Raw genomic sequence first — 25,304 nt, 5'->3', positions numbered from 1 at the left:
AAGTGGCTGGCCCCTGGGAAAGGTCAATTCGCTGAACGAGTGAGAGCCGAACTATAACTTCATATTGAGTGAACCCTCGGATATGACCACAAGACTGGCGGAGCGGTCGGAACTAGGCAAAGGTGGGTCAATGGGGCGGATGACGACTCGGCAGCCAGTTCTTCGATTGAGGGCAGGGCGAGCCGCGCAGCGGCCGGACACCCTGGCCATCGAAGAACCGCTGATCGTGCGTGTCGGCGGAGAGAACGTGACCCTGACCATGCGTACACCTGGTCAGGACTTTGATCTCGTTGCGGGATGGCTGGTGAGTGAGGGCGTCGTAGCCGCGCCCGCCGACATTGTCGCGATGCGAATGTGCCAGGATGAAGAGAACACCGTAGAGGTGCGGCTGGCGCCCGACGTCGCTCCGCCGCGTCCGCGCGCGTTTGCCACGACGAGCGCATGTGGGGTGTGTGGCGCGGACAGCGTCGAGGCGGTGCGTACCTCTCTGCGCTGGCCGATACTGGGTGATGACGCGAGGTTCGATGTGGGAGTGTTATCGGCGCTTCCTGACCTCCTGCGTTCGGAGCAGAAGATATTCGACCGTACCGGCGGTCTGCATGCGGCGGGACTATTCACGTCCACCGGAGAATGCTTGGTGGTTCGCGAAGATGTGGGGCGGCACAATGCCGTTGACAAGGTGGTCGGTTCGGCTTTGCGCGGTGGGCGATTGCCATTGGCCGGTCACGTACTGCAGGTGAGCGGACGGGCGTCGTTCGAATTGGTGCACAAGGCCGCGGTCGCCGGAATCCCGGTCATCGCGGCGGTCTCCGCCCCGTCCAGTCTCGCCGTGGATCTCGCCGCCGAGTGCGGGCTGACCCTACTCGGCTTTGTCCGCGGCGGCGGAATGAATGTCTACACACACCAGGAACGGGTCCGCGTGGGGCCATTTCCGCGGCAGCGGAACGTGTCTTAGGTCGCGGCAGCGGAACGTGTCTTAGGTCGCGGCAGCGGAACGTGTCATAGGTCGCGGCAGCGGAGGCTCCATGATCATTGTGCTCGTTTAGGCGCTATGGCACCTAAACGAGCACAATGATCATGAAATCGCGCGATAGATCTCGACCGTCCTGGCGGCGACGCCGGCCCAGCCGAACTCGGCGACGGCGCGACGACGCCCGGCGCGGCCCATCCGTGCGGCCAGGTCCGGATTGGTGGTCAGCCGGGTGATCGCGGCCGTGAGGCCGGCCTCGTAGCCGGCGGTGTCGGCGTCGTCGTAGTGGACCAGGAGGCCGGTGACGCCGTCGTCCACCACTTCCGGAATGCCGCCCACATCGCTGGCGACGACGGCGGTCTCGCAGGCCATCGCCTCGAGGTTGACGATGCCCAGCGGTTCGTAGACCGACGGACAGCAGAACACGGTGGCATGAGTGAGGACCTGGCGGACGTCCTCGCGGGGAAGCATTTCGCTGACGAGCACGATGCCGGTGCGTTCGGCTCGCAGCCGGGTCACGAGTTCGTCGGTCTCGCTGGCGAGCTCAGGTGTGTCGGCTGCGCCGGCCAGCAGTACTAGCTGCACGTCGGCGGGTAGCCGGAGGGCGGCGCGTAGCAAATGCGGGACGCCCTTCTGTCTGGTGATGCGTCCGACGAACGTGACGTACGGCCGGGTGGGATCGATGCCGAGGCGTTCCAGCACATCGGTTTCCGGAGCTGGCCGGTAGAAGTCCGTATCGATCCCGTTGTGGATGACGTGGACGCGGTCCGGATCGACGGCCGGGTACGCGTCGAGCACGTCGGCGCGCATCCCGTGACTCACGGCGATGACGGCGTCGGCGGACTCATAGGAGCTGCGCTCGATCCAGGAGGACAACCGGTACCCGCCGCCCAGCTGCTCAGCCTTCCAGGGCCGCCGGGGTTCCAGCGAGTGCGCGGTGACGACGTGGGGCACGTCGTACAGCATCTGTGCCAGCTGGCCGGCGGCGTTGGCGTACCAGGTGTGTGAGTGCACGATGTCCAGGCCATCGAGGTTCCCCGCCATGGCGACGTCGGCGCTGAGCACTCGTAAGGCCGGATTGGCCGTCGTGAGCCTGGTGTCTTCTTCGTCGTAGGTTCGCGCGCCCTCGCGGGCCTGACCCAGTGCGTGGACCTCGATCTCGGTGCCGGGCTGTTCCCGGAGGTGCCGGACGAGAAAGTCCACGTGCACACCGGCGCCGCCGTAGACGTAGGGCGGGTACTCGCGGGTGAGGATTCCAACGCGCATGCCCCGCAGCGTATCGGCGAATGCCCGGCGCACGCTTCGGCGGGCAACACGTTGCCCGCATGGAGAGGGACCGGGGGTTGGGCAAAACGGCGGATGGCCGTAGGGTGCCGTCATGTCGAAGCGGCCGCATGTTCTGGGGATTGTCCTTGCTGGCGGTGAAGGCAAGCGCCTCATGCCGCTGACGGCGGATCGGGCCAAGCCCGCCGTGCCGTTCGGTGGCAGTTACCGCCTGATCGATTTTGTCTTGTCCAATCTGGTCAACGGCGAGGTCGACCGCATCTGCGTGCTGACGCAGTACAAGTCCCACTCGCTCGACCGGCACATCTCCGTGACGTGGCGGATGAGCACCATCCTCGGTCAGTACGTCACTCCCGTGCCGGCGCAGCAGCGGTTGGGCCCTCGTTGGTATCAGGGCAGTGCCGATGCCATCCACCAGTCGCTGAACCTGATCTATGACGAGCGCCCCGAGTACGTCGTCGTCTTCGGCGCCGACCACGTCTACCGGATGGATCCGCGGCAGATGCTTGAGGCCCACATCGACAGCGGGATGGACGCCACGGTGGCCGGCATCCGGGTCGCGCGCTCGGGGGCTAGTGCCTTCGGCATCATCCAGACGCCGGACGGCCGCCGGATCGAGGCATTCCTGGAAAAGCCCGCGGATCCGCCGGCGCTGCCGGATGACCCGGATCGTTGTCTCGCGTCGATGGGCAACTATGTGTTCACCACCGAAGCCCTGCTCGAGGCGTTGAAAGCCGACGCGCAGAGTCCGGCGTCGGCACACGACATGGGCGGCGACATCGTTCCGTTGATGGTCGAGAAGGGGTCGGCGGGTGTCTACGATTTCGCCGACAACGACGTGCCGGGAAGCACCGACCGCGACCGCGGGTACTGGCGCGACGTGGGGACACTGGACGCCTATCACGAGTCGCACATGGATCTTGTGTCCGTCATGCCGGTGTTCAACCTGTACAACCGTGAGTGGCCGATCTTGACCGGTCATCCGCAGCTTCCGGGCGCCAAGTTCGTCGAGGGTGGACACGCCCGGGAGTCGATCGTGGCGCCGGGCTGCATCTTGTCCGGATGCCTGGTCGACCACTCGGTGCTGGCGCCCGGTGCGTTCATCATGGAAGGCGCGGCCGTGTCGCGGTCGGTGTTGCTCGACGAGGTGCGGGTGGGAGCCCGCGCGACGGTCCGGGATGCGATTCTCGACAAGAATGTCGTGGTTCGCGACGGCGCCACCGTAGGTGTGGACAAAGACGCCGACCGGGCACGTGGCTACACCGTCAGCGCCGGCGGGATCACCGCCGTGGGTAAGGGCGTCGTCGTCGAGTGACACCGATGATCATGAACACTAAGTGACGGATATGGTCATCAAGTGTTCATGATCATGGGCGTTTGACGGCTACGAGGAGGCCGTCGCTGGTCGGCAGCAGCGACGGGATGAGTGCGTCGTGCTCGCTGACCACACGGCCGAGCTCGCGGACGGCGAGAGTCTCCGGATCCCGTTGCGCGGGGTCGGCGACCCGGTTGTGCCACAAAGCGTTGTCGAATGCCACGAGCCCACCGGGACGGATCAGCCGCACCGACTGCTCGAGGTAATCGACGTACTCTGTCTTGTCCGCGTCACAGAACACGAGGTCGTACGCGCCGTCGGTGAGGCGGGGCAGCACCTCGAGAGCCGATCCGGAGATCAGGCGGGTCCGGTTCGGTGCGATTCCGGCTTCGGAGAAGGCCTCGCGGGCCAGACGCTGGTGCTCAGACTCGATGTCGACACTGGTCAGCACCCCGTCAGAGCGCATTCCACCCAGCAGGTACAGCGCGGACACGCCGGCACCGGTTCCGATCTCCACCACTGTCCGGGCTTCGACGGCGGCTGCCAGCAGGCGCAGGACCGATCCGCTGCCGGCGCCGATGGGAACAGCGCCGACCTCGGCGGCGCGCTGCCGGGCGCGGACCACCGCGGAGTCCTCCTGGAGATAGGCCTCGGTGTACGCCCAGGAGTCGGGCGTCGGCGGTGTGATGTCGCCGGTAGAGATGACGGCCTCCTCGGAAGCGATTAGTACACCGGTTGCGGGTAGGTGCCCTGGTCGAAGCGTGATGTTTCAGTCGAAGCTTAGAGCATGGCGGGCTGGAAGTGGATCGTGCGCGGTTTCACGATGCCGGATCCGGAACCCAGACACCCCGCGGCGCGTTGGCACCATAGATACGCGTATCGATTGGCCAGGAAAGGGGGCAATGAGTCACCATGACGTTATTGCTCACGCGCCTGGTCGAAGGAGGTAAGCCGGTGGCGGATGTTGAGGCGTGGACTCCACCGAGCTGGGAGGAGATCGTTCGCCAGCATTCCGCGCGGGTATATCGATTGGCCTTCCGGCTTACCGGCAACGCCCACGACGCGGAAGACCTCACCCAGGACGTCTTCGTCCGGGTCTTCAGATCACTGTCCTCGTATACGCCTGGAACGTTCGAGGGCTGGCTGCACCGGATCACGACGAATCTCTTTCTGGACTCCGTACGCCGCAAGCAGCGCATCCGGTTCGATGCGCTGGGCGACGACGCCGGTGAACGCCTGCACGGCCGTGAGCCGACTCCGGAGCGGGTGCTCACCGACCGGATGCTGGAGGCTGACATCCAGGCGGCCCTGGACGCGATGGCACCTGACTTCCGGGTAGCGGTGGTCCTGTGTGATATCGAAGGCCTCTCCTACGAAGAGATCGCCGCCACGCTCGACATCAAGCTGGGCACGGTCCGTAGCAGGATCCACCGCGGGCGCGCTCAGCTGCGCGCGGCGCTGGAGCATCGTGCGCCGGACGATGCGCGGGCACTGGACACGGGGGTGGGACACGATTCGCCGGGGGACCTGAATGGTTCCGGGGAGCAAGCATGAAACACCTCGACGACAGAGTAAGTGACCTCGTCGACGACCGCCTCGATCATGAGGAGCGCGACCGCGCGCTGGCCCATCTGGCTAGCTGCCATCACTGTCGCGAAGCCGTCGACCTGGAGCGTTACGCGAAGGGCGTGATGACGTCACTTCCCGACGCCGAGATGCCCGAGCAGCTCATGAGCAAACTCGTCGCGCTGGCGGAGCCGGCTGGCCTGTTGCCGCGCGACGACGTACCCGCGGATGCCCAGATACACGTGGCGCCGTGGGGGCCGGACCGGTCCATGCGCCCCGGGGCGGCGCACCGACACTCGTCCGGAACCGGGCACGAACATCGCCACTCTCGCACCAAGTTCGTCGACAAGCATCGTCGTGGCGTCAGGGCAGCGGCCGGAGGAATGGTCTCCACCGGCGCTCTGCTAGTGCTGCTCGCTTCGCTGGGCGCACCGGCCAACACCAGCCGGGACCAGACGCCGGCCACGGTGGTGCCGCCGATGGAAGAGTTCACTCTGGAACACGCCCGCTCCACCGGCGGGTTGCCGTTCAGCGAACCGGCGTCGATCATCGTGCCGGCATTGCGCAGTATCGACGACGGCGTCAGCTCCACTCCAGGGTTGGGGACCCCCGGTGCCGGCACACACGGATTCGGCACGTCGGGCTTCGGGTCGGGGCCGGCCACCAGCGGTGGTGGGTTGGCGGGAAATGACGCCAGCACATCCGGGGACGGCCGGTGACAGACAGCACGAAGGCAGCGGGTGACTACCGAGCGTCGCGACCGTTCTCGGGGCTCGGGCTGCTCACCGCACCAGTGCTGCTGGGCGCGCTGATCCTGCTGGTGTATCCGGCGACGTCGGCGGCGGCGCCGGATAGTCTCGCCGGTACCGACGACCCCCAAGCGGTGGAGCTGCTGACCCGTTCCGCCAATGCACCGAACTACACGTCGTACGAGGGCACCCAGTATGTGTCGGCATGGTCGACGCTGGCCAAGAGCGGCGCCTCCAAGAGCGCGGTGGTTCAGGTGCGCCATCAGGCTGCCGGCGCCACCGAGATCAGCTTGCAGGACACCCAGACCTCCATTCTGCAGGGGCATTCCGGTACCACCTGGCTGGCTGACAGCGGCGGCCCGGTCGATCTGCTGATCGGGTCATACGACGTCCGGATGGCCGGCGAAGGCCAGGTTGCCGGACGTCAGGCCGACGTTGTCGAGGCGCTGCGGCCCGACGGCTCGGTGGCGGCCAGGCTATGGCTCGACCGCCGGACCACGTTGTCCTTGCGGAGAGAAGCCTTCACCCCGGACGGGCATCTGCTCAGCGCCAGCGCGTTCGTCGAGATCTCCCTGGCCGAGGTGCCACCGTGCTGCCTGCGAAGCGGGATGGATGCGGTGGGCTTGTCGTCCACCCAGGTGCACGACCAATCGATGCTCCGCTGGGACGACATCGAACAGCTGCGCAAGGAGGGCTATCACTGCCCGGAGACTCTGGCCGGCAGCTTCGTCCTCTACGAGGCCCGGCACCTCGGCGAAGCCGTCCAGTTGAGCTATTCCGATGGGGTCATGACGGTGTCGGTCTTCGAACAGCCTGGCCGCCTCGACCCAGAACAGCTGCACACCTACACCGCACACGAGGTCGGCGAGGGCACGGTTTATGCCATCCCTGGGCCGCCGGCGCGGTTCACGTGGTCGTCGAACGGTCGGGTGATCACCGTGGTGGCCGATGCGCCGCTCGAGGTGGTCGACGACATCCTGGACACCTTGCCGCCGGATCGCCCGCTGCCTGAGGAAGACAGCGGGCTCTTGGCTCGGGTCGGCCGCGGCGCGCAGAAGGTCGGCTCCTGGCTCAATCCGTTCGGCTGATTCCGAGGTGTCGTTTCGTCCCGGAAGATTCGGCTGAATCCTCGACTGCGTTCATGACGCCGCTCGGACCCGACCCCGTATGATTGGTCCTTGTGAAGGGCGGATGGTCCACTCCCGACGACGCGGCGCCGGGCGGCTCGGCAGCCGCTTCGCAGCGCCGCCGGGAGCCGTGGGCCGGCGGCGAATGGACATTCGTCACCCCCGGGCAGCCGGCGTCCGCAGCAGCACAACCGGGCGAGGAAGCGTCGGCGCGATCCAGGTCTGCTTCCGCGCGTTCCCGCGGGTGGCAGCCCCCGCAGGCCAACTCGATCCTCGATGACGCCCGTGACCACTCGTGGGCAGGTGTGAACAGCACGGCGGCTACATACGCCGATCCGTACTCGCTGCCGGACGGCAGCCTCGTCGCGCCTCGGCAACGAACCACGCGCCGGCGCTGGCCGTTCGCGGTCGGTGTGACCGTCATGGCGTTGTTGGCGGGTGTCGTCGGGGGTGCGGTCGGCGCCCAGTTCGTCGAGACGAATGGCGGGCCCACTGAGACCGTGACCGTGATCGGCTCCGACCCGGCGAATGTCCGGGAGCGGCCCAGCACGTCCACGGCAGGAGTGGCCAGCACGGTGCTTCCCAGCGTGGTGTCCATCGCCGCTGCGGACGGGCACGGCTCCGGCTTCATCATCTCAGACGACGGCTACGTGCTCACCAACAACCACGTCGTCGCGGCCGGTACCAGCGTGAGTGGCGGAGCCATCGAGATCGAGTTGTTCGACGGCCGCCAGTTCGACGCCGACATCATCGGCAACAGCCCTAGCTACGACCTCGCTGTCCTGCGGATCGATGCCGACGAGTTGCAGCCGGTGATACTCGGCGAATCGTCGTCGGTGGCGGTGGGTGACCCGGTGATCGCCATCGGCAGTCCGCTCGGTCTGGACAGCACGGTCACCAGCGGGATCGTCTCTGCGCTGGACCGCCCTGTCACGGCCGGTGAGCGATCGGACCAGTCCTACATCAACGCGCTGCAAACCGACGCCGCTATCAACCCGGGCAACTCCGGAGGCCCGCTCGTGGACGCTGCGGGGCGCGTGGTGGGGGTCAATTCCGCGATCGCCACGCTCGGCTTCAGCTCTGAGGTAGGCAGCATCGGCCTTGGGTTCGCCATTCCGATCGATCAGGCCCGCCGGACGGCCGAACAGCTCATCAGCAACGGTGAGGCGGTATATCCGATCATCGGTGCGCTGCTGGAGAACGGCCACACCGGACCTGGCGCTCGGGTGGCGCCGGACGACGACGAACAGCCCGGCATCACGCCGGGCGGCCCAGCTGACGAAGCCGGTATCAGGCCGGGAGACGTCATCACCGCGCTCGACGGCGAGGCGGTCCGAGGGCCGGGCGAGCTCATCGTGATGCTGCGGGCCCGCGAACCGGGTCAGGATGTCGTGCTCACCATCGAACGCGACGGTAATTCTCGCGATGTTTCGGTGACCCTCGGCTCTGCAGTGGGTTGACCATAGACGTACCCTGGTTGCACGGGCCGGCACTAGCGAGGTGAGCGACATCGGTATAGGCGAGATCGCTGTGATTCTGGTTGTGGCTCTGATTGTCTTCGGTCCCGACCGGCTGCCCACCATGATCAAACAGGCGTCTGCATTCATCAATGACCTCCGCAAGATGGTCACGAGCGCCCGTCGCGACCTCACGGAGAGTGTCAGTGATCTGGGGATCGACGAGAACGACCTCAAGACGCTGACGGATCTGCGCAACCCGAAGTCCTACCTTCGCCAGAAGGTGCTCGAAGGGGTGGACCCGAGCGAGCTGGGTCTCGACGAGTTCGAGGACCTCGGTGAACGCCTCGAGCTCCCCAACAAGAAGAAACAGCCGCGGGCGACCAACGGGGCCGCGAAGCGGAAGCCGGCCACCAACGGCGCGAGCAACCGGGCGGGCAGCACGCGCGCCAGCACGCCGGGTGCCGGTACCTCACACAGCGGTGCCGCCCGAACCACCGCCTCGCGCGGTCCTCAGGGCTCCGTCGCCGGCAGTTCGTCCGAGCCGGCCGACGCCGCGGCCAGTACGGCCGAAGGTGCGGCTACCGCGAAGACCACGCCGACCGGCGCCCGCTTCGACCCCGATACCACCTGATCAGCTGGGGCTGAGGCTCAGGGACATGCCGGCGAGTCCGCGTTCGCGGTGCGAGAGCCGGCGGGCGATCTCGCGTAGCGCCACCGATGCGGGCGCGTCCGGTTCCTTCAAAACGAACGGCTGACCCACGTCTCCGCTCTCGCGCAACCCCATGTCGATCGGCACCTCGCCGAGCAGCGGAACGTTGGCGCCCAGCCGCCGGCTCAGACCGTCAGCCACCTGTTGCCCGCCGCCGGAGCCGAACAGCTCGAGCCGGTGCTCCGGCCCGCAGTGGGGGCAGGGCAGGTACGACATGTTCTCGATGACGCCGTTGACCTGCTGGTGGGTCTGCAGGGCGATGGAGCCGGCTCGTTCGGCGACCTCGGCCGCCGCGAGCTGTGGAGTGGTGACGACGACGATCTCCGCGTTCGGCATGAGCTGCGCCAGGGAGATGGCGACGTCGCCGGTGCCGGGCGGCAGATCGAGCAAGAGGACGTCGAGATCGCCCCAGTAGACGTCGGTGAGGAACTGCTGCAGCGCACGATGCAGCATGGGGCCCCGCCACGCCACCGGGGTATCGCGGTCGGGCTTGAACATCTCCGTGGAGATGAGCTTCACCTGATGCGCTGGGATCGGCATGATCATGTTGTCGACGACGGTGGGGCGCGCTCCCTCCGCCCCGAGCATGCGGGGCGCGGAATGTCCGTAGATGTCGGCGTCGATCAGTCCGACGGTGACGCCGTCGGCGGCCATTGCCGCGGCGAGGTTGGCGGTGATCGACGACTTGCCGACGCCGCCTTTGCCGGACGCCACGGCGTAGACGCGGGTGAGCGAGTCCGGCTGGGTGAACGGGATCTCTTTCTCCGGGCGCCCGCCGCGCAGCTGTGCGGACAGTGCCTTGCGCTGTTCTTCGGACATGACGTCAAGGGCGACATCGACGCTGGTGACACCATCCAGCGCCATAACCGCGGCCGTGACGTCGCGGGTGATGGTGTCGCGTAGCGGGCATCCCGCGATGGTCAGATAGACCTCGACCCGCACGGTGCCGTCCGCGCCGACATCAACGGATTTGACCATGCCGAGCTCAGTGATGGGGCGTTTGATCTCGGGGTCCTTGACGCCCGAGAGCGCCTCGTGGACGTGCTCGGCAGTGGGCAGCGAAGTCATACCCCCGATGCTACGCGCCACAGGTCGTTGCGCCCCATCTCGCCGGTGCGAGGTTCACCACCCGCCCGCGTCGACCTGCCCACAGGCATCCACCCACCGACCCTGCGCGGTCCGCCCCACCCACTCTGCCCGGTCCGCCCCACCCACTCTGCCCAGTCCGCCCCACCCACTCTGCCCGGTCCGCCCCACCCACTCTGCCCGGTCCGCCCCACCCACCCGTTGTCCCACCCACCCGTTGTCCCACCCACCCCCCCATCGGTGATCGTCAGTGGGTTGTGGTTGTTGTGGACAGGACAAATCACACCAAATTGCGCCAGAGAGCAGCCACAACCCACTGACGATCACCGAAGGGGTTGGGTGAGAAGGGGGTGGGTGAGAAGGGGTTGGGTGGGCGGGAAAGGGGCGGTCGGTGGGTGTGTCGGTGGGTTGGAGGAGATGTGGGCTAGGGGGTATAGCGGCGCGGGGCGAAGCTCCGGGCGGAGGGCAGGTGGCGGAGCTGGACGATGAGCATCCCCAAGGCGGCGACGGCGAGGCCGGCGATCTGCCGGACGCCGAGCGACTCGTCCAGGAAGATCCAGGCCAGGATCGCGATCTGGATCAGCATGGTCTGGTTGACGATGCTGGACTCGGTCGCGCTCAAGGTGCGCAGAGTCAGGTTCCACAGAGTGAAAGCGAAGGCCGTGTTCACGACGGCCAGCCAGCCCACAATGGCCCAGCTGCTCGCGCTCAGCGTCGGCAAGCCTTGGGTGGCCACCCCGCTCACCAGCAACACCACTGAGCCGATTCCCATGCTGACGACGGTGACAACAAGCGGGCTGAGCGCGCCGCCCCGATTGGCGGAGCGGCCCAGCACGGCCGCGGCGGCATTGGCTATGAGCCCCACGACGGCGATGCCGATGCCGACCAGCTGCTGGGCGGGGAAGTCGACGGGGTAGAGGAACAGGGCAGCGCCGACCAGGTACATGGCTACACCGACCCACTGCATGGCGCGTGGGGTCTCGGCGAGAAACGCGATCCCGAGCAGGGCAACGACGACGGGGGTGAAGCTGAGCAGCAGGCTCGTGGTCGTGGCCGGCAGCCGGTCGAGGGCCAGGAACTGGGCGCCCTGCGTCGCGGTGTACATGACCAGGCCAAGGGCCACGAGCCGGACCCAGTCGCGCCGTCCGAGCACCCGGATCTGATCCAGGTGACGAGCACGGAGGACGAACGGCAGCAGGCACAGGAATGCCAGTACATAGCGCAGCCCGGCGAAGGTCAGTGCGGGGATCTCCTCGAGGCCGGTCTTGATCAGGACCCAGGAGGTCGACCATAGGAAGGTGACCAGCAGGCCTTGCAGGATCGCGGTGACGTGTGAGGGGGCGTGGTGCGGTACCAAAGGCACGGAAGCAGACAACGGACGGACACCTTTCGAGTGAGTAGCGGGCACGCTGTTACGCGCGTCCACGTCTCCCCTCGAGGCTTTTGTCCTAGTAAGGTGCGGGCCGTCTGCTGGAGTGCCCTCCTTGTGGGGCGGTGTGCGCCGGAGCCGGCGCCACAGCGGGCACTCACAACATGTCGGCTTTCTGCGGCGCTCGGACCAGGCCGGCTCGCCATACGCGAGCCGCGGAACCCTAGCCGCCCTCCTGCAGACGACATCTACCGTATCGCGAGGCCGCGAGCTGGGTCACAACCCGCCCGCTGTCCGGCCGAATGCGGCCAGCAGGCGCGTTTGAGCGTCGCCCTCGCTCCACTCGGAGGGCCGAGGTCCGACGACGCCGAATTTCCGGTAGAGCGACTCCCGGGCTGCGAACCACGTCGCACATGCCTGGACGAGGTCCGCCGGTAGCTCCACATCCCCGCCGGTCGCCTGTGCGAGATCCCATGCGTGCACAAGATGGTCAGCGAACAGCTGCATCAGGTATTCGGCGGCGTGTTCGCGACCGTACGACAGGTGCACGGTCCGCGACGCCGCCCCTGGCTCGTTGACGGCGTCCCTGGCCACGGCGAGGGCGGACGTCCAGCTGCCCACCGGGTCTGCGCCCAGCTGGTCGCCGTCGAACGCATCGCCCACTTCGGCCATGGTCCGGCCCGACAGGAGCGGCGGCACCCAGAGGTCTTCCACCGTCACGTGGTTGACCAGTTGGCGGACGTCCCACTCTGTGCACGGCGTGGGCGCGTCCCACTGGTCCGCGCCCACGCCGTGCACTCGGGCATCAAAGAGGTCACATGCCCGAAGGTAGAGCCCGCGTGCCTCACTCAACTCGTTCGTCGATCACGTCGAGGTTCCGGAAGATCGGGGGACCGTCGCACAGGCCGGCGATCTTCGTGGCGAACTGATGAGTGGCCGGAAGCTCGTTGTTTCGCTGAGCATGCTCATAGGAGTCCCATTGGACGACGGCCAGATACGTGTGCGGACGGTCCCGGTCGACACCCAGGAACCCTATGCTGCGCGGACGGACGCCTTCGGTTCCTTCCATCCACTCGCGTTCGAGTTCCTCGACCGCGTCGCGTTGTTGTGTCGTGTACTCGATGATCTGTGCGAACTTCATGTGTCTCCCTCGGGACCCAACCGCACCGCGGTAGTCGCGGCGGGGCTTCAAAGACGAGATTCAGCGGCGTCTAGGCAGCACAGCCGCAACGGACTGTCCGGGCACCGCTGCCAGCCGTGGCGGTTCTGTCCCGTTTCGAATCCCCCCAGAACGTTGAACGCCACGGCCGGTCAGCCTTAGAGCCGTTCACATACAGGCTCTCTTGCCCCCTGCGGTACTGTTGCGGCAAACGGTCAAGAAGCGGTCAGGATGGGGTAAAGGCCGAGATCTGGCGGTGGACGTGGGGGTTCCGCGGGTTATCGATCTGCGGGTGCTAGGGCCGCTCGATGTGCGGTCCGAGGGCCAACCTGTGGCTGTCCCGGGTTCCAAACCACGCAGTTTGCTGATCATGCTCGGACTGAACGCCGGGCGGGTCGTCGCCGGTGATTATCTGCGGGCCCTGCTGTGGGGTGACGATATACCGCGCACGGTGCACAAGGCCCTGCAGACGCATATCTCCACGTTGCGTCGCGTACTGGGCGAGGACGCCATCTTGACCCGCGGCGCGGGCTGGAGCTTGGCCGTCGCCACCACGGACGCCGTCGCCTTCGACGCGGCGTCTCGTGCTGGCCGGCACGCCCTCGAAGAAGGCGACCTGCCGGATGCCGTCGCACGTCTCACCGAAGCCCTCGAGCTGTGGCGAGGAGTACCCGAACTACCTGAGACACCTCGTGGCGAGGCGGAGACCATCCGCTGGGCTGAGACCCGCGAGGCTGTGGCGGACGACCGAGCGGACGCGCTGCTGGCCAGCGGGTACGCAGCTGAGTTGATCGGGGAACTCGAGGCAGCCGTCGCAGAGTCTCCGTTGCGGGAGCACCGGTGGGCGCAGCTGTGCCTGGCGTTGTACCGGGCGGGCCGCCAGGCTGACGCGCTGGGAGCGTACCAGCGGGCCCGAGCCGTACTGATTGACGAACTCGGTGTCGAGCCGGGGCCGGACCTGCGCCGGCTGGAAACGGCCATGCTCGCCCACGACGAGGAACTCGACGTGACCATGGTGCGAACGGCTACGGCCCGGCCGGCCGTCACCCAGGCGCTCGCCGGTCACGGCTCGTTGAGCAGCCTGTCGCCTCGCACGACGTTCGTGGGCCGCCGAGAGGAACTGGCGCGGCTCGACCAGCTGCTGCGCAGGCATCGGTTGGTGACCGTCGTGGGTCCGGGCGGGGCTGGGAAGACCCGCCTTGCGATCTCGGCCATCGACGGCGCGTCGGCGCCGTTCCCGGGTGGTGTGTATATCGTCGACCTCGCCACGTGCGAGGACCTGATGGTCGAGGCGGTGGCGGCGGCCATGGGCATCGTCGAACAGCCCGGCCGGCCGCTCGAGAGAGCCATCTACGAGAGCCTGGGCACCCGCAGCGCGATTCTGTTCCTGGACAACTGCGACCGTCTTGTGGAGGAAGTCTGCTCGTTCGCCGACCAGCTGATTGCCGCGTGCCCGCATGTTGTCGTCCTTGCCACAAGCAGAGAGCGGCTGGGAGCTCCAGGGGAACGCGTGTTCAGTGTGCCTCCCCTGTCCATGGTGGGGGCCGACTCGGGCGGGCCGAAGGGATCCGATGCCGAGACTCTCTTCCTCGACCGGGCCCGGTCCGTGGATCCTGATTTCAACGCCGACCCGGACCTGATCGCCGAGGTGTGTGCGCGATGCGATGGGTTACCGCTCGCGATCGAGCTGGCTGCGGCGCGTGGCCCTTCGTTGGGGATCGACGGTCTGCTGGCCGGTCTGGACGACCGAATGCGGCTGCTAGTTGGTGCGCGCGGCGCGGCCGGGCGTCATCGTTCGTTGCGAGCAGTGCTCGACTGGAGTCACGATCTTCTCGGCCCGGCCGAACAGGCCGTCTTCCGCCGGCTGGGGATCTTCGCCGGTGGATTCGACCTGCCGGCCATCGCCGAGGTGGCGGGGGACCACATGGCATCGTCCAGCGACCTGATCGACGTCGTCGGGCGCCTGACCGACAAGCACCTGCTCAGTCATGACAACGGACCGGCGCGCAGCCGCTGGCGGATGCTGGAGGTCGTGCGTAGTTACGCCCGCGACCAGCTGGTGACCTGCGGCGAGTACCCCACCGTGTGGGAGCGTTACCTGCGATGGGCGAGTGCGAGCGCGGCCGAGCTCGGGCATCGACTCGATGCCGGCGAGCCGTGGAGGGAGGAATTCGACGCCTCATCGGCGGATCTGCGAGCCGCCTTGAGCGGGGCCGACATCGACGTGGCCGCTGCGCACGAGACCGGATCGGCGCCGGTTGGCGAAACGCGCGAGCAGCGGCTGACGCTAGCGACGTCACTGGCTCGTCTCGACGCCCGCCGAGGTGCGTTTACGCTGGCCCAGTCCGCGTACGAGGAAGTCGTCTCGATGGCCCGCGCCACCGGCGACGCGAATCAGCTCGCTTCCGCGGCGCTCGGGGCTTCGATGGCCGGCATGCTCTTTGGGGTGACCCAGCCCGGGCGGGTCGCCTTGCTGGAGGAAGCGCTCAGCATGCACGGCACGGAGGCCACCGGCACTCGTGCCCGGCTGCTCGCCCGGCTGGCGACCGAGCTCTATTGGTCCGCCGACCGGAAGCGGAGCCTCGATCTGGCCGACGACGCCGTCGCGGTCGCGGGTGAGGCCGGCGACGACGGTGCGCGGGCGCACGCCCTGTACGCCCGGCTCTACGTCAGCCGCAGCCCGCACAACACCGTCGAGCGGCTTGAACTCGCCGAGGAGATCATGACCTTGTCCCAGCGCGCCGGGGAGAGTCAGCTCGAACTGGCCGGCCTGGCCGCGCAGGTGGTCGGGCAGCTGGAGCTGGGAGAGCTCGTGGCGATGGACGCCGATGTCACCGAGCTGAGCGACGCGGCGCGACGCCTCCACCACCCCGAGTTCCAGTGGTACGCGGCGGTGTACCGGTTGGTCCGTGCCCTGTTGGCAGGGCGGTTCGACGAAGCCGACCAACTTGTGTCGGACACGATGGCCTCCGGGCGGCACGTGCCCGAGTTCTCCGTCGATCTGTTCTTCGCCGAAGCGATCACGGACCTTCGAACGCTGGATGAGTCGGGCCTGCGGCATCGCGGCCAGCGGCTTGCGGAGATGGCCCGCCGCTACCCGGGGGTGGTGGTGTGGCGGTGTCTGGCTGTGCTGGACGAAGTCGCCGTGGGCCGTCGCCGGGCTGCTGGAGAGCATGTCCGGGCACTGGTGAAGATGCTGGTGGATCAGCCGTTGCGAGATGGGCATTGGCTGGTTGCCGGATGTTTGCTGGCCGAGGCTGTGGTGCGGCTGCCGGACACCGGACTGGCGCCGACGCTGGATGCGGCGTTGCGTCCGTACCGGGAGAGCTTCGCCGTCGCTGGCCGGGTGGCGGCTTTCCGTGGCGCCGTCTCCCATGCGACCGGTCTGCTCAGTCTCGCCGCGGGAAACACCGATCAAGCGGTGGCGGATCTCGAGCTTGCCGCGCGGCGACATCGGCAGATGGAGGCGAACCCGTTCCTCATCCGGACGCTCGGGGCTTTGGCGACCGCCTACGAGACCCGGGCGGAGCCCAACGACGATGTACTCGCGACTGCCGTGCGGCAGCAGATGACCGAGATGGCAGAGCGTTGTCATCCGACAGGCTCACAGGTGTGTCCATAACGAATTGGTCGCGGTCGACGAACATTTGTGGCGGTATGTTTACTCGTTGTTCGCGCCCGAGTAGCGTTCGCGGCCCTGAGGGGCGAAAGCCTGAGTGTGGTGAGTCCGGTGTCGCCGGTGCTTCCTTGCCGCGTGCTGGGCCGACGTCGGCGCAGGTGGGAGCCTGGCGGGCAGGGAAACACCGGCTACGCGGGCGTCTCGGCGGGACACCGCCACCGGTGTGGACTCGTGACTCGTGGACGTCGGATTCACCAGTGCAGTGCCATTCGCCGGTGTTCGCCCCGGCATCGAACATATTGTGTAATGGCTCATCTCGACCTCGTCGCAAGGAGTGCTTGTCTATGAAGATCACGAAATGGCTCGCGGTGTTCGCCGCGGTCGCCTTGGTGGCCGCTTGTGGTGGTGATGACAACGGCAACGGTGACGACGCCGGCGCCACGACGGACGACAATGGCGAGGCAGAAGCCGGAGCGGACTGGCCGGACGAGATCGTCCTGGTGTTCACCCCTTCGCGGGAGGCCCAGCAACTCGTCGACGACGCCGGACCGCTGGCAGAGATGATCGAAGAACGTGTCGACATCTCCGTGGACCCGTTCGTGGCCACCGACTACGCGGGCGTGATCGTGGCCCTCGAAGCCGGGCAGGCGGGCATCGCGGGTGGGCTGGGTCCGCAGCAGATGGTGCAGGCCGAGGCACAGGCCGGCGCCGATCTGATCCTTCAGTCGGAACGGTTCGGCGACGTCCAGTACGTCACCCAGTGGTTCACCAACGACCCCGACACCTATTGCGAGACCGACCCCGTCGACGTCGACGGCTTCTTGTTCTGCAACGGCGTCGAAGACGCGACCGGTCCCGGCGACGGCCCGATCGGGGAGGCCGCCATCGCGCAGGTCGAGGGCGAGCCGGTCGCGTTCGTCGACCAGGGCTCCGCTTCTGGGCACCTGGTGCCGTCATTGCAGCTGTTCGAGGCCGGCATCGACCCGCAGACCGGCGTCGAGGCGATCTTCGCCGGTGGTCACGACAACGCGGTCCTCGCGGTGTACCGGGGCGACGCCGCGGTGGGTGTCTCCTTCAACGACGCTCGCGGTGAGGTCGTTGACCAGTTCGAGGACGTCGGCGAGGAAGTTGTCGTCTTCGCCTGGTCGCCGCCGATCCCGAACGACGGTTTCGCCGTGGCGGGCGATCTGCCGGAGGACTTGAAGGAAGCCTTGGCCGACGCGCTGATCGACATCGCGGCCACCGACGAGGGGCACCAGCTGCTGAACGACCTGTACAACATCGACGACCTCGTGCCGGTCGACTCGGCAGCATACGATCCCATCCGGACTCTGGTGTCCGAACTCGGCGAATTGCTGGAAAACTGACGGATAGCGTTCCTCGCCCGGTGATCGTGAGCCGCTTGAAGCCGCTCGCGGTCACCGGGTGCCATGGGTGACACGAGTCGAGACCGCAGAGGTGCAGGCATGATCCGGTTCGAGCAGGCGACCGTGACCTATCCGGGCGGGGTGACAGCCCTCGACGGCATCGATCTCGAGATCGCCGACGGCGAGTTCGTGGTGATCGTCGGGCTGTCGGGCGCAGGTAAGTCGACATTGATCCGCACGGTGAACGGCCTCGTGCCGCCCACCGGCGGTGCGGTCCACGTCGGCGACCGCGAGGTCGGTCAGCTCTCCAAGCGGCAGCTGCGCTCGCTACGTGCCGACGTCGGGATGATCTTCCAGCATTTCAACCTGGTCAATCGCACCACGGTGCTGAACAACGTGCTCATGGGCCGGCTGAACCGGGTGCCTGGCTGGCGATCCATGCTCGGCATGTGGGGCGCCGAGGAGATCGAGGTCGCCATGCAGGCACTCGAGGTCGTCGAGATCGTCGACAAAGCCTACGTGCGGGCATCGAACCTCTCCGGCGGGCAGCAACAGCGGGTGGGCATCGCCAGAGCACTCGCGCAGCAGCCCACTGTGTTGCTGGCCGACGAGCCCGTCGCCTCGCTCGACCCGCCCACGTCGCACTCCGTCATGCGTTACCTGCAGAAGATCAACCGCGAGATGGGCATCACCACACTGGTGAACCTGCACTTCCTCGATCTGGCTCGCGAGTACGCCGACCGCGTCATCGGATTGCGCGGTGGCCGGCTGGTATTCGACGGCCCCGGGGCCGAAGCCGACGAGAAGGTCTTCGAGCAGATCTACGGTCGTAGCCTCACCGCCGACGACGTCCTCGAGGCCGAGGCCGCCCTGTGAGCCAGACCGATCCCCACCCCACCGGGGGAACGGCGTCCAGTACCACCGCGCCCGTCGAGCGGCCGAAGAAGCCGCGGCCGAGCTTGTTCATGGCCGGCGGGTTCGTCGTGCTGGTCGCCTTGACCATCGCCACCGGCGCCGACTGGCGATACGGCGTGGGCTTCTCCATCACCGACATCTGGGACGGGCTGACCCGTCCCAACGCGCCCATGCGCGGGCTCGGTGAGATCGACTTCGCAGCGTTGACCGGGGCGCGGGCCCGGGACGGGTTCCTCGAGACCCTGCTGATGGCGCTGGTGAGCACCATCAGCGGGGCGCTGGTGGCGTTGCCGCTGGCGTTGTTCAACTCCAAACTCGGCGCGCCCAACCGGGTCGCCTATGCCGCGATCAAACTGTTCAACAACATCATCCGGTCCATTCCGGACCTGTTGTGGGCGCTGCTGTTCGTCGCCGCCGTCGGCATCGGTGCGCTGCCGGGCATGCTCGCCCTGTTCTTCTTCTCGATCGGTGTCGTCACGAAGCTGACGTCGGACACGATCGACGGGATCAATCACGGACCGGTTGAGGCGGCCCGAGCAAGCGGAGCGTCACACGTGCAGATGCTCCGGACCGCGGTACTTCCGCAGGTCCTGCCCGCCTACACGTCGTTCTCGATGTACTGCTTCGAGCTGAACCTGCGCGCTTCGGCGGTCCTGGGATTTGTCGGCGCCGGCGGGATCGGCTCCGTTATCGACTTCTACCGCAGCCACGGCCAGTGGGACCGGGTCTGGGGTGTGGTCGTGGGCTTCCTCATCGTGGTGATCGTCGTGGAAAGGATCTCGATGGCGTTGCGGAGGCGGTTGCTGTGAGCCGGACACGCACCCAGACGGCCAGCGAAGCCCGCTTCGAGCGCGCGGTACGCCCGGAGAAGCCGTTCAACTGGTTCCGGCTGATCGTCACCGTCGCGGTGGTCGGTGGTTTCCTTGGCGCGGCCGTCAGCGTGGACGCCCGGTGGGACCGGTTGCCGGATGCCCCCGGTGAGTTGTGGAACATCGCCCGGTTGATGTTCACCGACCTCGATCTCGCCGACCTGCCACAGGCGCTGGAGTCCATGTGGGAGTCGGTGGCGATCGCCTGGCTGGGCACCATGATCGCGGCGGTGCTGTCATTCCCGCTGGCCTTCCTGGCGGCGCAGAACATCTCCGGGCGGGGCAGCGTCGTTGTCACCCGCCAGCTGCTGAACATCCCGCGGGCCATCCCGGAGATCATCTTCGCGGTGGCGTTGATCCCGATCTTCGGCCTCGGTCCGCTTGCGGGGACCATCGCCATCGGGTTGAGCTCCACCGGAACCATCGGCAAACTGTCCGCCGAGATCATCGAGGGGTGCGACCGTGGCCCGGTCGAGGCCGCCGACGCGGCAGGCGGATCGAAGGCGCAGCGAGTGCGCTGGGCCGTCATCCCACAGGTCATGCCTGAGATCATTGCGTTCTGGCTGTACCGCTTCGAGATCAATATCCGCGCCTCGGCGGTGCTGGGTGTGGTGGGTGCCGGTGGCATCGGGACGATGCTGCAGCAGAACATCGAGTTCCGGAACTGGGGCACCGCGGGCATGGCGCTGATCGTGGTGGTTCTCGTGACCATCCTGATCGACACCATTTCCGGTGCGGTGCGCCGCCGGATCATCCGTGGTCCCAAGTCCGGGCACGACAAGATCATCCTGGATCCGGAGAAAGTCATCCTGGCTCGCCCCTCTCGTTGATGATCGCCGCGTCACCGAGAGGACAAGGCCGGGATCTGCTGACGATCACCGAGGGTAGTGAGTGCGAGCCGCAGGTCAGGGGGCGCGCAGACGAAGCCGGGTGAGGTAGACGGCACCGAATCCGATCGCGCTGAGCGCCAGCAGCGCACCGATCCAGGCGACGCCGTGGTGTCGCCAGAGGATGTCGTCCGGTGCGTGCGGGACCAAGCCGGTGATATCGACCGTCGAGGCGGCCATCGCGTAGCCCCAGCGGCTGGGGGTCAGCCAGGACAGCTGGTCGACGAATGCTCGCCCGGTGATCTCGATCAACCCGCCACACAGCACCAGCTGGGTCATGACGACCACCACCAGCGGTGGCATGGTCTGCTCGGGCGTGGACACCAGCGAGGAGATCAGCAGCCCGAGGATCGCCGAGACAACGGCCGTCGATGCCAGTGCCACACCGAGTTCGAACGTGCCGGTGCCGATGATGACGCCGTCCTCGGGTCCCTCACGTACCGACAGGGTCAACGTCAGCAGGATGACCGCCTGGAGGACGGCGAAGAAGCCGAAGACGACGAGTTTCGAGCCGAGGTAGGCATCGGGTATCAGCCCGGCCGCTCGTTCGTGGCGGTAGATCCGCCGCTCGGCGACGAGGTCGCGCACGGTCGCGGCCATACCCATGAAGGCCGAACCGACCACCATGATGATCAGCAGCCGCATGGCCTCGGTGCTGCTCGGGCTCAGCGGGCGGCCGAGCCCGGTCTCGTTCGGGATGACGAATCCGAGGACCGCCAGCCCCACCGGTAGCGCCAGCATGAATACGGCGAACGGCCGGTCGGCGAAGATGAGCCGGAGCTGCCGCCGGCAGAGGACCCACATCTGCTGCCGGGTCCGGCGATCGTCGGCGGCGGCCTTGGGGCCTACCAGTTCAGGGCCCGGGGTTTGGTCCCGGCGCAGCAGCTTGGCCGGCAGCCGGCCGAGCCGCCGGGTCGGACCCTTGGCGATCGGGGTGGCGCTCTGCCTGGTTGCTGGCGCCGGCGCCGCACGGCCCGACGCCGGGCTCGGCCCGGGGGACAGGCGTGTCTGCGGCAGCGGCTTCGTGGCCTGCTGCCCCATGGACGCATCGGGCTGCGGCTGCGCTGACGGGCGGGACGCCGGGTCCTTGAGCATCTCGAAGATGTCGGCCCAGTCGGTGGTCCCGAAATGATCCTCGATCCCGTCCGGGGGACCGTAGTACTCGATGCGCCCACCGGGCAACATGATCAGCACGTCGTCGCAGATGTCGAGATGGGCGAGATCATGGGTGGTGACGACGACGAGCCGGCCGTCGTCGGCCAGCGTGCGCAGCCCGGTCATGATCTGGCGGACCAGCGCCGGGTCGAGACCGGATGTCGGTTCGTCGAGGATCAGCAGCGAGGGCCGGGTGATCAGCTCGAAGCCGATGGCCAGCCGGCGCTGCTGACCGCCGGAGAGTTGCTCGATCCTGGTGCCGCCGTGATCGGCGAGGCCGAGTTCTGCGAGCACGTCGCCGACCCGCTTCTTGCGTTCTTTGGCGGTGGTGTCGTGCGAGAGACGCAGCTCGGCGGTGTAGCGCAGCGCCCGGCGGGCAGTCAGCTGATCATGGGCAATCGTGTGCTGCGGGACCACGCCGATACGGCCGTGGATCTCCTCCTGATTATGGTGGGTGTCGAAGCCCTGATAGTGCACTGATCCGCGGGTGGGCTCGAGCTCGCCGTTGAGCAGACGGAGCAGCGTGGACTTGCCGGCCCCGGACGGGCCGATGACCGCTACCAGCCGTGACCCCGTGAGCTCGAGGTTGATGTTCTCGGTGAGTGTTGGTCCCTTGGGCAGCGTGTAGTGCAGGTCACGGACGACGAGCCCTCCGTCAGCCGGTGCGTCGGGCAGCGCGGTGAGACCATCCGGCCCGATGACGAACCGAGCCTTGCCGAAGGTGACGACGTCGTCCGGGTGCACGCGCGCCCGGTGCGTGACCAACTCGCCTCGGGCGAAAGTCTGGTGATGGCCGCTGAGGTCCTCGAGGTCGAAGCCGGCGCCGTTAGCGGTCAGCCGCGCGTGGTGGCGGGCAGTGAGAAGATCGTCGATGACGATGTCGTTGTCGGCAGCGCGGCCCACCCGGATGACGGCAGGGGCGCGGCCGTCCCGGGGTGGTTCGCCCGACTCAGGTACATGGCCTGCATAGAACTGGCTGGACGGGTCTTGGCTCGCGCCACCCACTATCTCCTCCGTGCTTCGATCGCTTGTGCCCCGTGTCCGCAGAGCGTTTCATGTGTAAACGGGCAGCGCGACCTCTGGTGACCGTGGATAAGCATAGGAGTTCTGAGCCGAGCATCGAGCCGCTGGAGGATCTACGGCGTTGACTACGTATTCTGAGATGGATGTCTCGCATCATGGACGGATGACGCCAGATCCTCCACTGGTCGCCGAGACTGGAGCGGTTCGGCGTGTGAAGGCGGGGCCTGTGGTGGACCTCGTAGATGAGGGAGGACGCAGATGAACACTCTGCGAGTGGCGCTCCTGGGCTGTGGCGTTGTCGGGTCGGAGGTCGCCCGGCAGCTGACGGAGCACTCCGCTGATCTGGCGGCCAGGGCCGGAGCACAGCTGGAGCTCGCCGGTGTGGCGGTTCGGCGGCTGGAACGTGACCGGTCAGCGACGGGAGTCGACCCCAGCCTGTTCACCACCGATGCGGCTGGACTCGTGAGCAGACCCGACGTCGACTTGGTGGTGGAAGTGGTCGGCGGGATCGAGCCGGCGCGGGGGCTGATCCTTGCTGCGATGGAGCGGGGCAAGTCCGTGGTCACGGCCAACAAGGCGCTGCTGGCCGACGACGGCCACGCACTGCATACCGCGGCCGACAAACACGGCGTCGACCTGTACTACGAGGCAGCGGTGGCCGGTGCCATCCCGTTGCTGCGCCCGTTGCGGGAATCCCTGGCCGGCGACCACGTCACCCGGGTTCTCGGCATCGTCAACGGGACCACCAACTACATCCTCGACCAGATGGATTCCAACGGCACCGGTTTCGCGGAGGCGCTGGAGGAGGCACAGGCGCTCGGCTATGCCGAGGCCGACCCCACCGCCGACGTCGAGGGGTTCGATGCCTCGGCAAAGGCTGCCATCCTGGCCGGTATCGCCTTCCACTCCCCAGTCACCTCGGCGGACGTGCACCGCGAAGGTATCGCCAACGTCACGTCGGCCGACGTCGCCAGCGCCCGGGCCATGGGGGCGGTCGTCAAGCTGCTCGCCATCTGCGAGCTGACCAACGGTGGTAGCACGGTCGGCGTGCGGGTGCACCCCGCGATGATCCCCCGGACACATCCGCTGGCCGGAGTCCGCGGCGCCTACAACGCCGTCTTCGTCGAAGCCGAGTACGCCGGTCAGTTGATGTTCTACGGTCCCGGCGCCGGAGGGGCGCCGACGGCCAGCGCCGTGCTGGGCGACCTCGTGACGGTGGCCCGCAATCGTGCCGGCGGCGTCGTGGGCCCGGGCGGGTCGTGGTACGCCGACCGTCCGGTGCGGCCCATGGGCGAGACGGTGACGCGCTATCACATCAGCCTCGGCGTGGACGACCGCGCGGGTGTGCTGGCGAACGTCGCCAACGTGTTCGCCAAACACGATGTATCGATCGAGACCGTCCGGCAGCGAGCTGAAGGCCCCACTGACGCCGAGCTGGTGGTGGTCACCCACAAGGCCACCGATCAGGCGCTCAGCGCAACGGTCGAGGACCTGAGCAGACTCGACACCGTGCGCGACGTCATGTCCGTCATGCGCGTCGAGGGTGAATAACCGGCGTCGTGAATAATGGGCCCCATGACTGGTGGAATGGTTGACGCCGTGGCCCGGACCCGGCTGTGGCGCGGTGTGATCGAGGAATACCGTGAACGGCTTCCGGTCACGCCGTCGACGCCTGTGGTCACGCTGCGGGAGGGCGGTACCCCGCTGGTGCCCTCGCCGTGGCTGTCCGAGCTGACCGGCTGCGAGGTCCACCTCAAGGTCGAGGGGGTCAACCCGACCGGTTCGTTCAAAGACCGGGGCATGACGGTCGCGATGTCCAAGGCCGCCGAAGAAGGCGCCGAGGCCGTCGTGTGTGCCTCCACCGGCAACACCAGCGCATCGATGTCGGCCTATGCCGTGCGGGCCGGTATGCGCCCCGTCGTCCTCGTGCCGGACGGCAAGATCGCCGGTCCCAAACTCGCCCAGGCCGTAGTGCACGGTGGCGTCATCGCCGCCGTGGACGGCAACTTCGACGACTGCCTCCGGTTGGCCCGTGAACTGGCCGATACCTACCCGGTAGCGCTGGTCAACTCGGTGAACCCGTACCGGCTGGCCGGTCAGAAGACCGCGGCCTTCGAGGTGGTCGACGATCTCGGCGATGCTCCGGACATCCACGTGCTGCCCGTCGGCAACGCCGGGAACATCTCCGCGTACTGGATGGGATACCGCGAGTACTCCGCGGACGGCCCCGCCACCCGGTTGCCTCGCATGTGGGGTTTCCAGGCGGCTGGAGCGGCGCCGCTGGTGCACGGGGTCCCGGTAGCCAATCCCGAGACGGTCGCCAGCGCGATCCGAATCGGCAATCCCGCATCGTGGGAGCTCGCCGTACAGGCGCGGGACAACTCCCAAGGGCTCATCGACGCGGTGACCGACGAGCAGATTCTTGCCGCGCAACAGGAGCTGTCCGGCCGGGAAGGGCTCTTCGTCGAGCCGGCGTCGGCGGCCGGGGTGGCCGGACTACTCGAGCGGGCCCGCGACGGCCGGCTCGACACCGGCCAGCTGATCGTCGTCACGGTGACCGGTCACGGGCTGAAGGACGTCGACACCGCCAGTGCGTTCTACGGCGAGATCCGGCCGTTCGCGATCGCCGCCGACGCGTCTGCGGCAGCCACCGCGCTTGGCCTGACCGGATGAAC

The 25,304-nt window shown here is 67.4% G+C and carries 21 protein-coding genes; 14 read left to right on the top strand and 7 right to left on the bottom strand.

The window, feature by feature from the left end:
* The first annotated feature begins 130 nt into the window (after positions 1-130).
* Complete coding sequence (fdhD, locus tag F7O44_RS21965) at positions 131-955, top strand: formate dehydrogenase accessory sulfurtransferase FdhD (protein ID WP_174255970.1); 825 nt, start codon at positions 131-133, stop codon at positions 953-955.
* A gap of 120 nt (positions 956-1,075) precedes the next feature.
* On the opposite strand, the gene glgA is transcribed toward fdhD, so the two are convergent.
* Positions 1,076-2,236: a glycogen synthase gene (glgA, locus tag F7O44_RS21960; protein WP_162452422.1), complete on the bottom strand. Its 1,161-nt coding sequence runs from the start codon at positions 2,234-2,236 to the stop codon at positions 1,076-1,078.
* 112 nt (positions 2,237-2,348) lie between these two features.
* Here glgA and glgC point away from each other — a divergent pair, with 112 nt between their 5' ends.
* Positions 2,349-3,569 carry a glucose-1-phosphate adenylyltransferase gene (glgC, locus tag F7O44_RS21955; RefSeq protein WP_162452421.1) on the top strand — a complete coding sequence of 407 codons (1,221 nt, stop codon included), beginning with the start codon at positions 2,349-2,351 and terminating at the stop codon, positions 3,567-3,569.
* Between the two features lie 52 nt (positions 3,570-3,621).
* Here the strand turns inward: glgC and F7O44_RS21950 are convergent, their stop codons facing one another.
* The gene (locus F7O44_RS21950) at positions 3,622-4,194 is read right to left on the bottom strand and encodes an O-methyltransferase (RefSeq protein WP_343073906.1); all 573 of its coding nucleotides are present in this window, start codon (positions 4,192-4,194) and stop codon (positions 3,622-3,624) included.
* 287 nt (positions 4,195-4,481) lie between these two features.
* Here F7O44_RS21950 and sigE point away from each other — a divergent pair, with 287 nt between their 5' ends.
* The 5 genes from sigE to tatB all read left to right on the top strand — a co-directional run bounded on the left by sigE (position 4,482) and on the right by tatB (position 9,102).
* Positions 4,482-5,123: an RNA polymerase sigma factor SigE gene (gene sigE / locus F7O44_RS21945; RefSeq protein WP_162452420.1), complete on the top strand. Its 642-nt coding sequence runs from the start codon at positions 4,482-4,484 to the stop codon at positions 5,121-5,123.
* Complete coding sequence (locus tag F7O44_RS29470; protein ID WP_162452419.1) at positions 5,120-5,854, top strand: zf-HC2 domain-containing protein; 735 nt, start codon at positions 5,120-5,122, stop codon at positions 5,852-5,854. The genes sigE and F7O44_RS29470 overlap by 4 nt, the downstream gene beginning before the upstream one ends.
* Complete coding sequence (locus tag F7O44_RS21935) at positions 5,851-6,972, top strand: sigma-E factor regulatory protein RseB domain-containing protein (protein ID WP_162452418.1); 1,122 nt, start codon at positions 5,851-5,853, stop codon at positions 6,970-6,972. Before F7O44_RS29470 ends, F7O44_RS21935 begins: the two co-directional genes overlap by 4 nt.
* Before the next feature lie 92 nt (positions 6,973-7,064).
* Complete coding sequence (locus F7O44_RS21930) at positions 7,065-8,471, top strand: trypsin-like peptidase domain-containing protein (RefSeq protein ID WP_162452417.1); 1,407 nt, start codon at positions 7,065-7,067, stop codon at positions 8,469-8,471.
* A gap of 40 nt (positions 8,472-8,511) precedes the next feature.
* Positions 8,512-9,102, top strand: a complete 591-nt coding sequence (gene tatB, locus F7O44_RS21925) for a Sec-independent protein translocase protein TatB (protein ID WP_162452416.1) — start codon at positions 8,512-8,514, stop codon at positions 9,100-9,102.
* Here tatB and F7O44_RS21920 read toward each other — a convergent pair whose 3' ends face one another.
* The 4 genes from F7O44_RS21920 to F7O44_RS21905 form a co-directional block, all read right to left on the bottom strand.
* On the bottom strand, positions 9,103-10,248 hold the full coding sequence (locus F7O44_RS21920; RefSeq protein ID WP_222851588.1) for an Mrp/NBP35 family ATP-binding protein: 1,146 nt from the start codon (positions 10,246-10,248) through the stop codon (positions 9,103-9,105).
* Positions 10,249-10,690: 442 nt separating this feature from the next.
* Positions 10,691-11,641, bottom strand: a complete 951-nt coding sequence (locus F7O44_RS21915) for a DMT family transporter (RefSeq protein WP_222851587.1) — start codon at positions 11,639-11,641, stop codon at positions 10,691-10,693.
* A 270-nt stretch (positions 11,642-11,911) separates the two neighbouring features.
* The gene (locus F7O44_RS21910; RefSeq protein WP_174255969.1) at positions 11,912-12,487 is read right to left on the bottom strand and encodes a TIGR03086 family metal-binding protein; all 576 of its coding nucleotides are present in this window, start codon (positions 12,485-12,487) and stop codon (positions 11,912-11,914) included.
* Positions 12,480-12,776 carry a hypothetical protein gene (locus tag F7O44_RS21905; protein ID WP_162452250.1) on the bottom strand — a complete coding sequence of 99 codons (297 nt, stop codon included), beginning with the start codon at positions 12,774-12,776 and terminating at the stop codon, positions 12,480-12,482. The genes F7O44_RS21910 and F7O44_RS21905 overlap by 8 nt, the downstream gene beginning before the upstream one ends.
* Before the next feature lie 274 nt (positions 12,777-13,050).
* On the opposite strand from F7O44_RS21905, the gene F7O44_RS21900 reads away from it, so the two are divergent.
* The 5 genes from F7O44_RS21900 to phnE (F7O44_RS21880) all read left to right on the top strand — a co-directional run bounded on the left by F7O44_RS21900 (position 13,051) and on the right by phnE (F7O44_RS21880) (position 20,394).
* The gene (locus F7O44_RS21900) at positions 13,051-16,416 is read left to right on the top strand and encodes an AfsR/SARP family transcriptional regulator (RefSeq protein ID WP_343073909.1); all 3,366 of its coding nucleotides are present in this window, start codon (positions 13,051-13,053) and stop codon (positions 16,414-16,416) included.
* A 341-nt stretch (positions 16,417-16,757) separates the two neighbouring features.
* Positions 16,758-17,780, top strand: coding sequence for a phosphate/phosphite/phosphonate ABC transporter substrate-binding protein (locus F7O44_RS21895; protein WP_162452413.1), 1,023 nt, complete (start codon positions 16,758-16,760; stop codon positions 17,778-17,780).
* A gap of 99 nt (positions 17,781-17,879) precedes the next feature.
* Positions 17,880-18,656, top strand: coding sequence for a phosphonate ABC transporter ATP-binding protein (gene phnC, locus F7O44_RS21890; RefSeq protein ID WP_162452412.1), 777 nt, complete (start codon positions 17,880-17,882; stop codon positions 18,654-18,656).
* Positions 18,653-19,504, top strand: a complete 852-nt coding sequence (phnE, locus tag F7O44_RS21885; protein WP_162452411.1) for a phosphonate ABC transporter, permease protein PhnE — start codon at positions 18,653-18,655, stop codon at positions 19,502-19,504. The genes phnC and phnE (F7O44_RS21885) overlap by 4 nt, the downstream gene beginning before the upstream one ends.
* Positions 19,501-20,394, top strand: coding sequence for a phosphonate ABC transporter, permease protein PhnE (phnE, locus tag F7O44_RS21880; RefSeq protein WP_162452410.1), 894 nt, complete (start codon positions 19,501-19,503; stop codon positions 20,392-20,394). Before phnE (F7O44_RS21885) ends, phnE (F7O44_RS21880) begins: the two co-directional genes overlap by 4 nt.
* Positions 20,395-20,469: 75 nt before the next feature.
* Here the strand turns inward: phnE (F7O44_RS21880) and F7O44_RS21875 are convergent, their stop codons facing one another.
* Positions 20,470-22,611 carry an ATP-binding cassette domain-containing protein gene (locus F7O44_RS21875; RefSeq protein WP_162452409.1) on the bottom strand — a complete coding sequence of 714 codons (2,142 nt, stop codon included), beginning with the start codon at positions 22,609-22,611 and terminating at the stop codon, positions 20,470-20,472.
* 276 nt (positions 22,612-22,887) lie between these two features.
* On the opposite strand from F7O44_RS21875, the gene F7O44_RS21870 reads away from it, so the two are divergent.
* Together F7O44_RS21870 and thrC are read left to right on the top strand one after the other, a co-directional pair.
* Entirely contained in the window at positions 22,888-24,180 is a 1,293-nt protein-coding gene (locus F7O44_RS21870; RefSeq protein WP_162452408.1) for a homoserine dehydrogenase, read from the top strand.
* A 24-nt stretch (positions 24,181-24,204) separates the two neighbouring features.
* On the top strand, positions 24,205-25,302 hold the full coding sequence (gene thrC / locus F7O44_RS21865) for a threonine synthase (protein WP_162452407.1): 1,098 nt from the start codon (positions 24,205-24,207) through the stop codon (positions 25,300-25,302).
* The last annotated feature ends 2 nt before the right edge of the window (positions 25,303-25,304 follow it).

This window comes from Phytoactinopolyspora mesophila (genome assembly GCF_010122465.1).
Classification (GTDB): Bacteria; Actinomycetota; Actinomycetes; order Jiangellales; family Jiangellaceae; genus Phytoactinopolyspora; species Phytoactinopolyspora mesophila.
The sequence above is the reverse complement of the archived record's forward strand: the minus strand, read 5'-3'. Positions and strand labels throughout refer to the sequence as shown.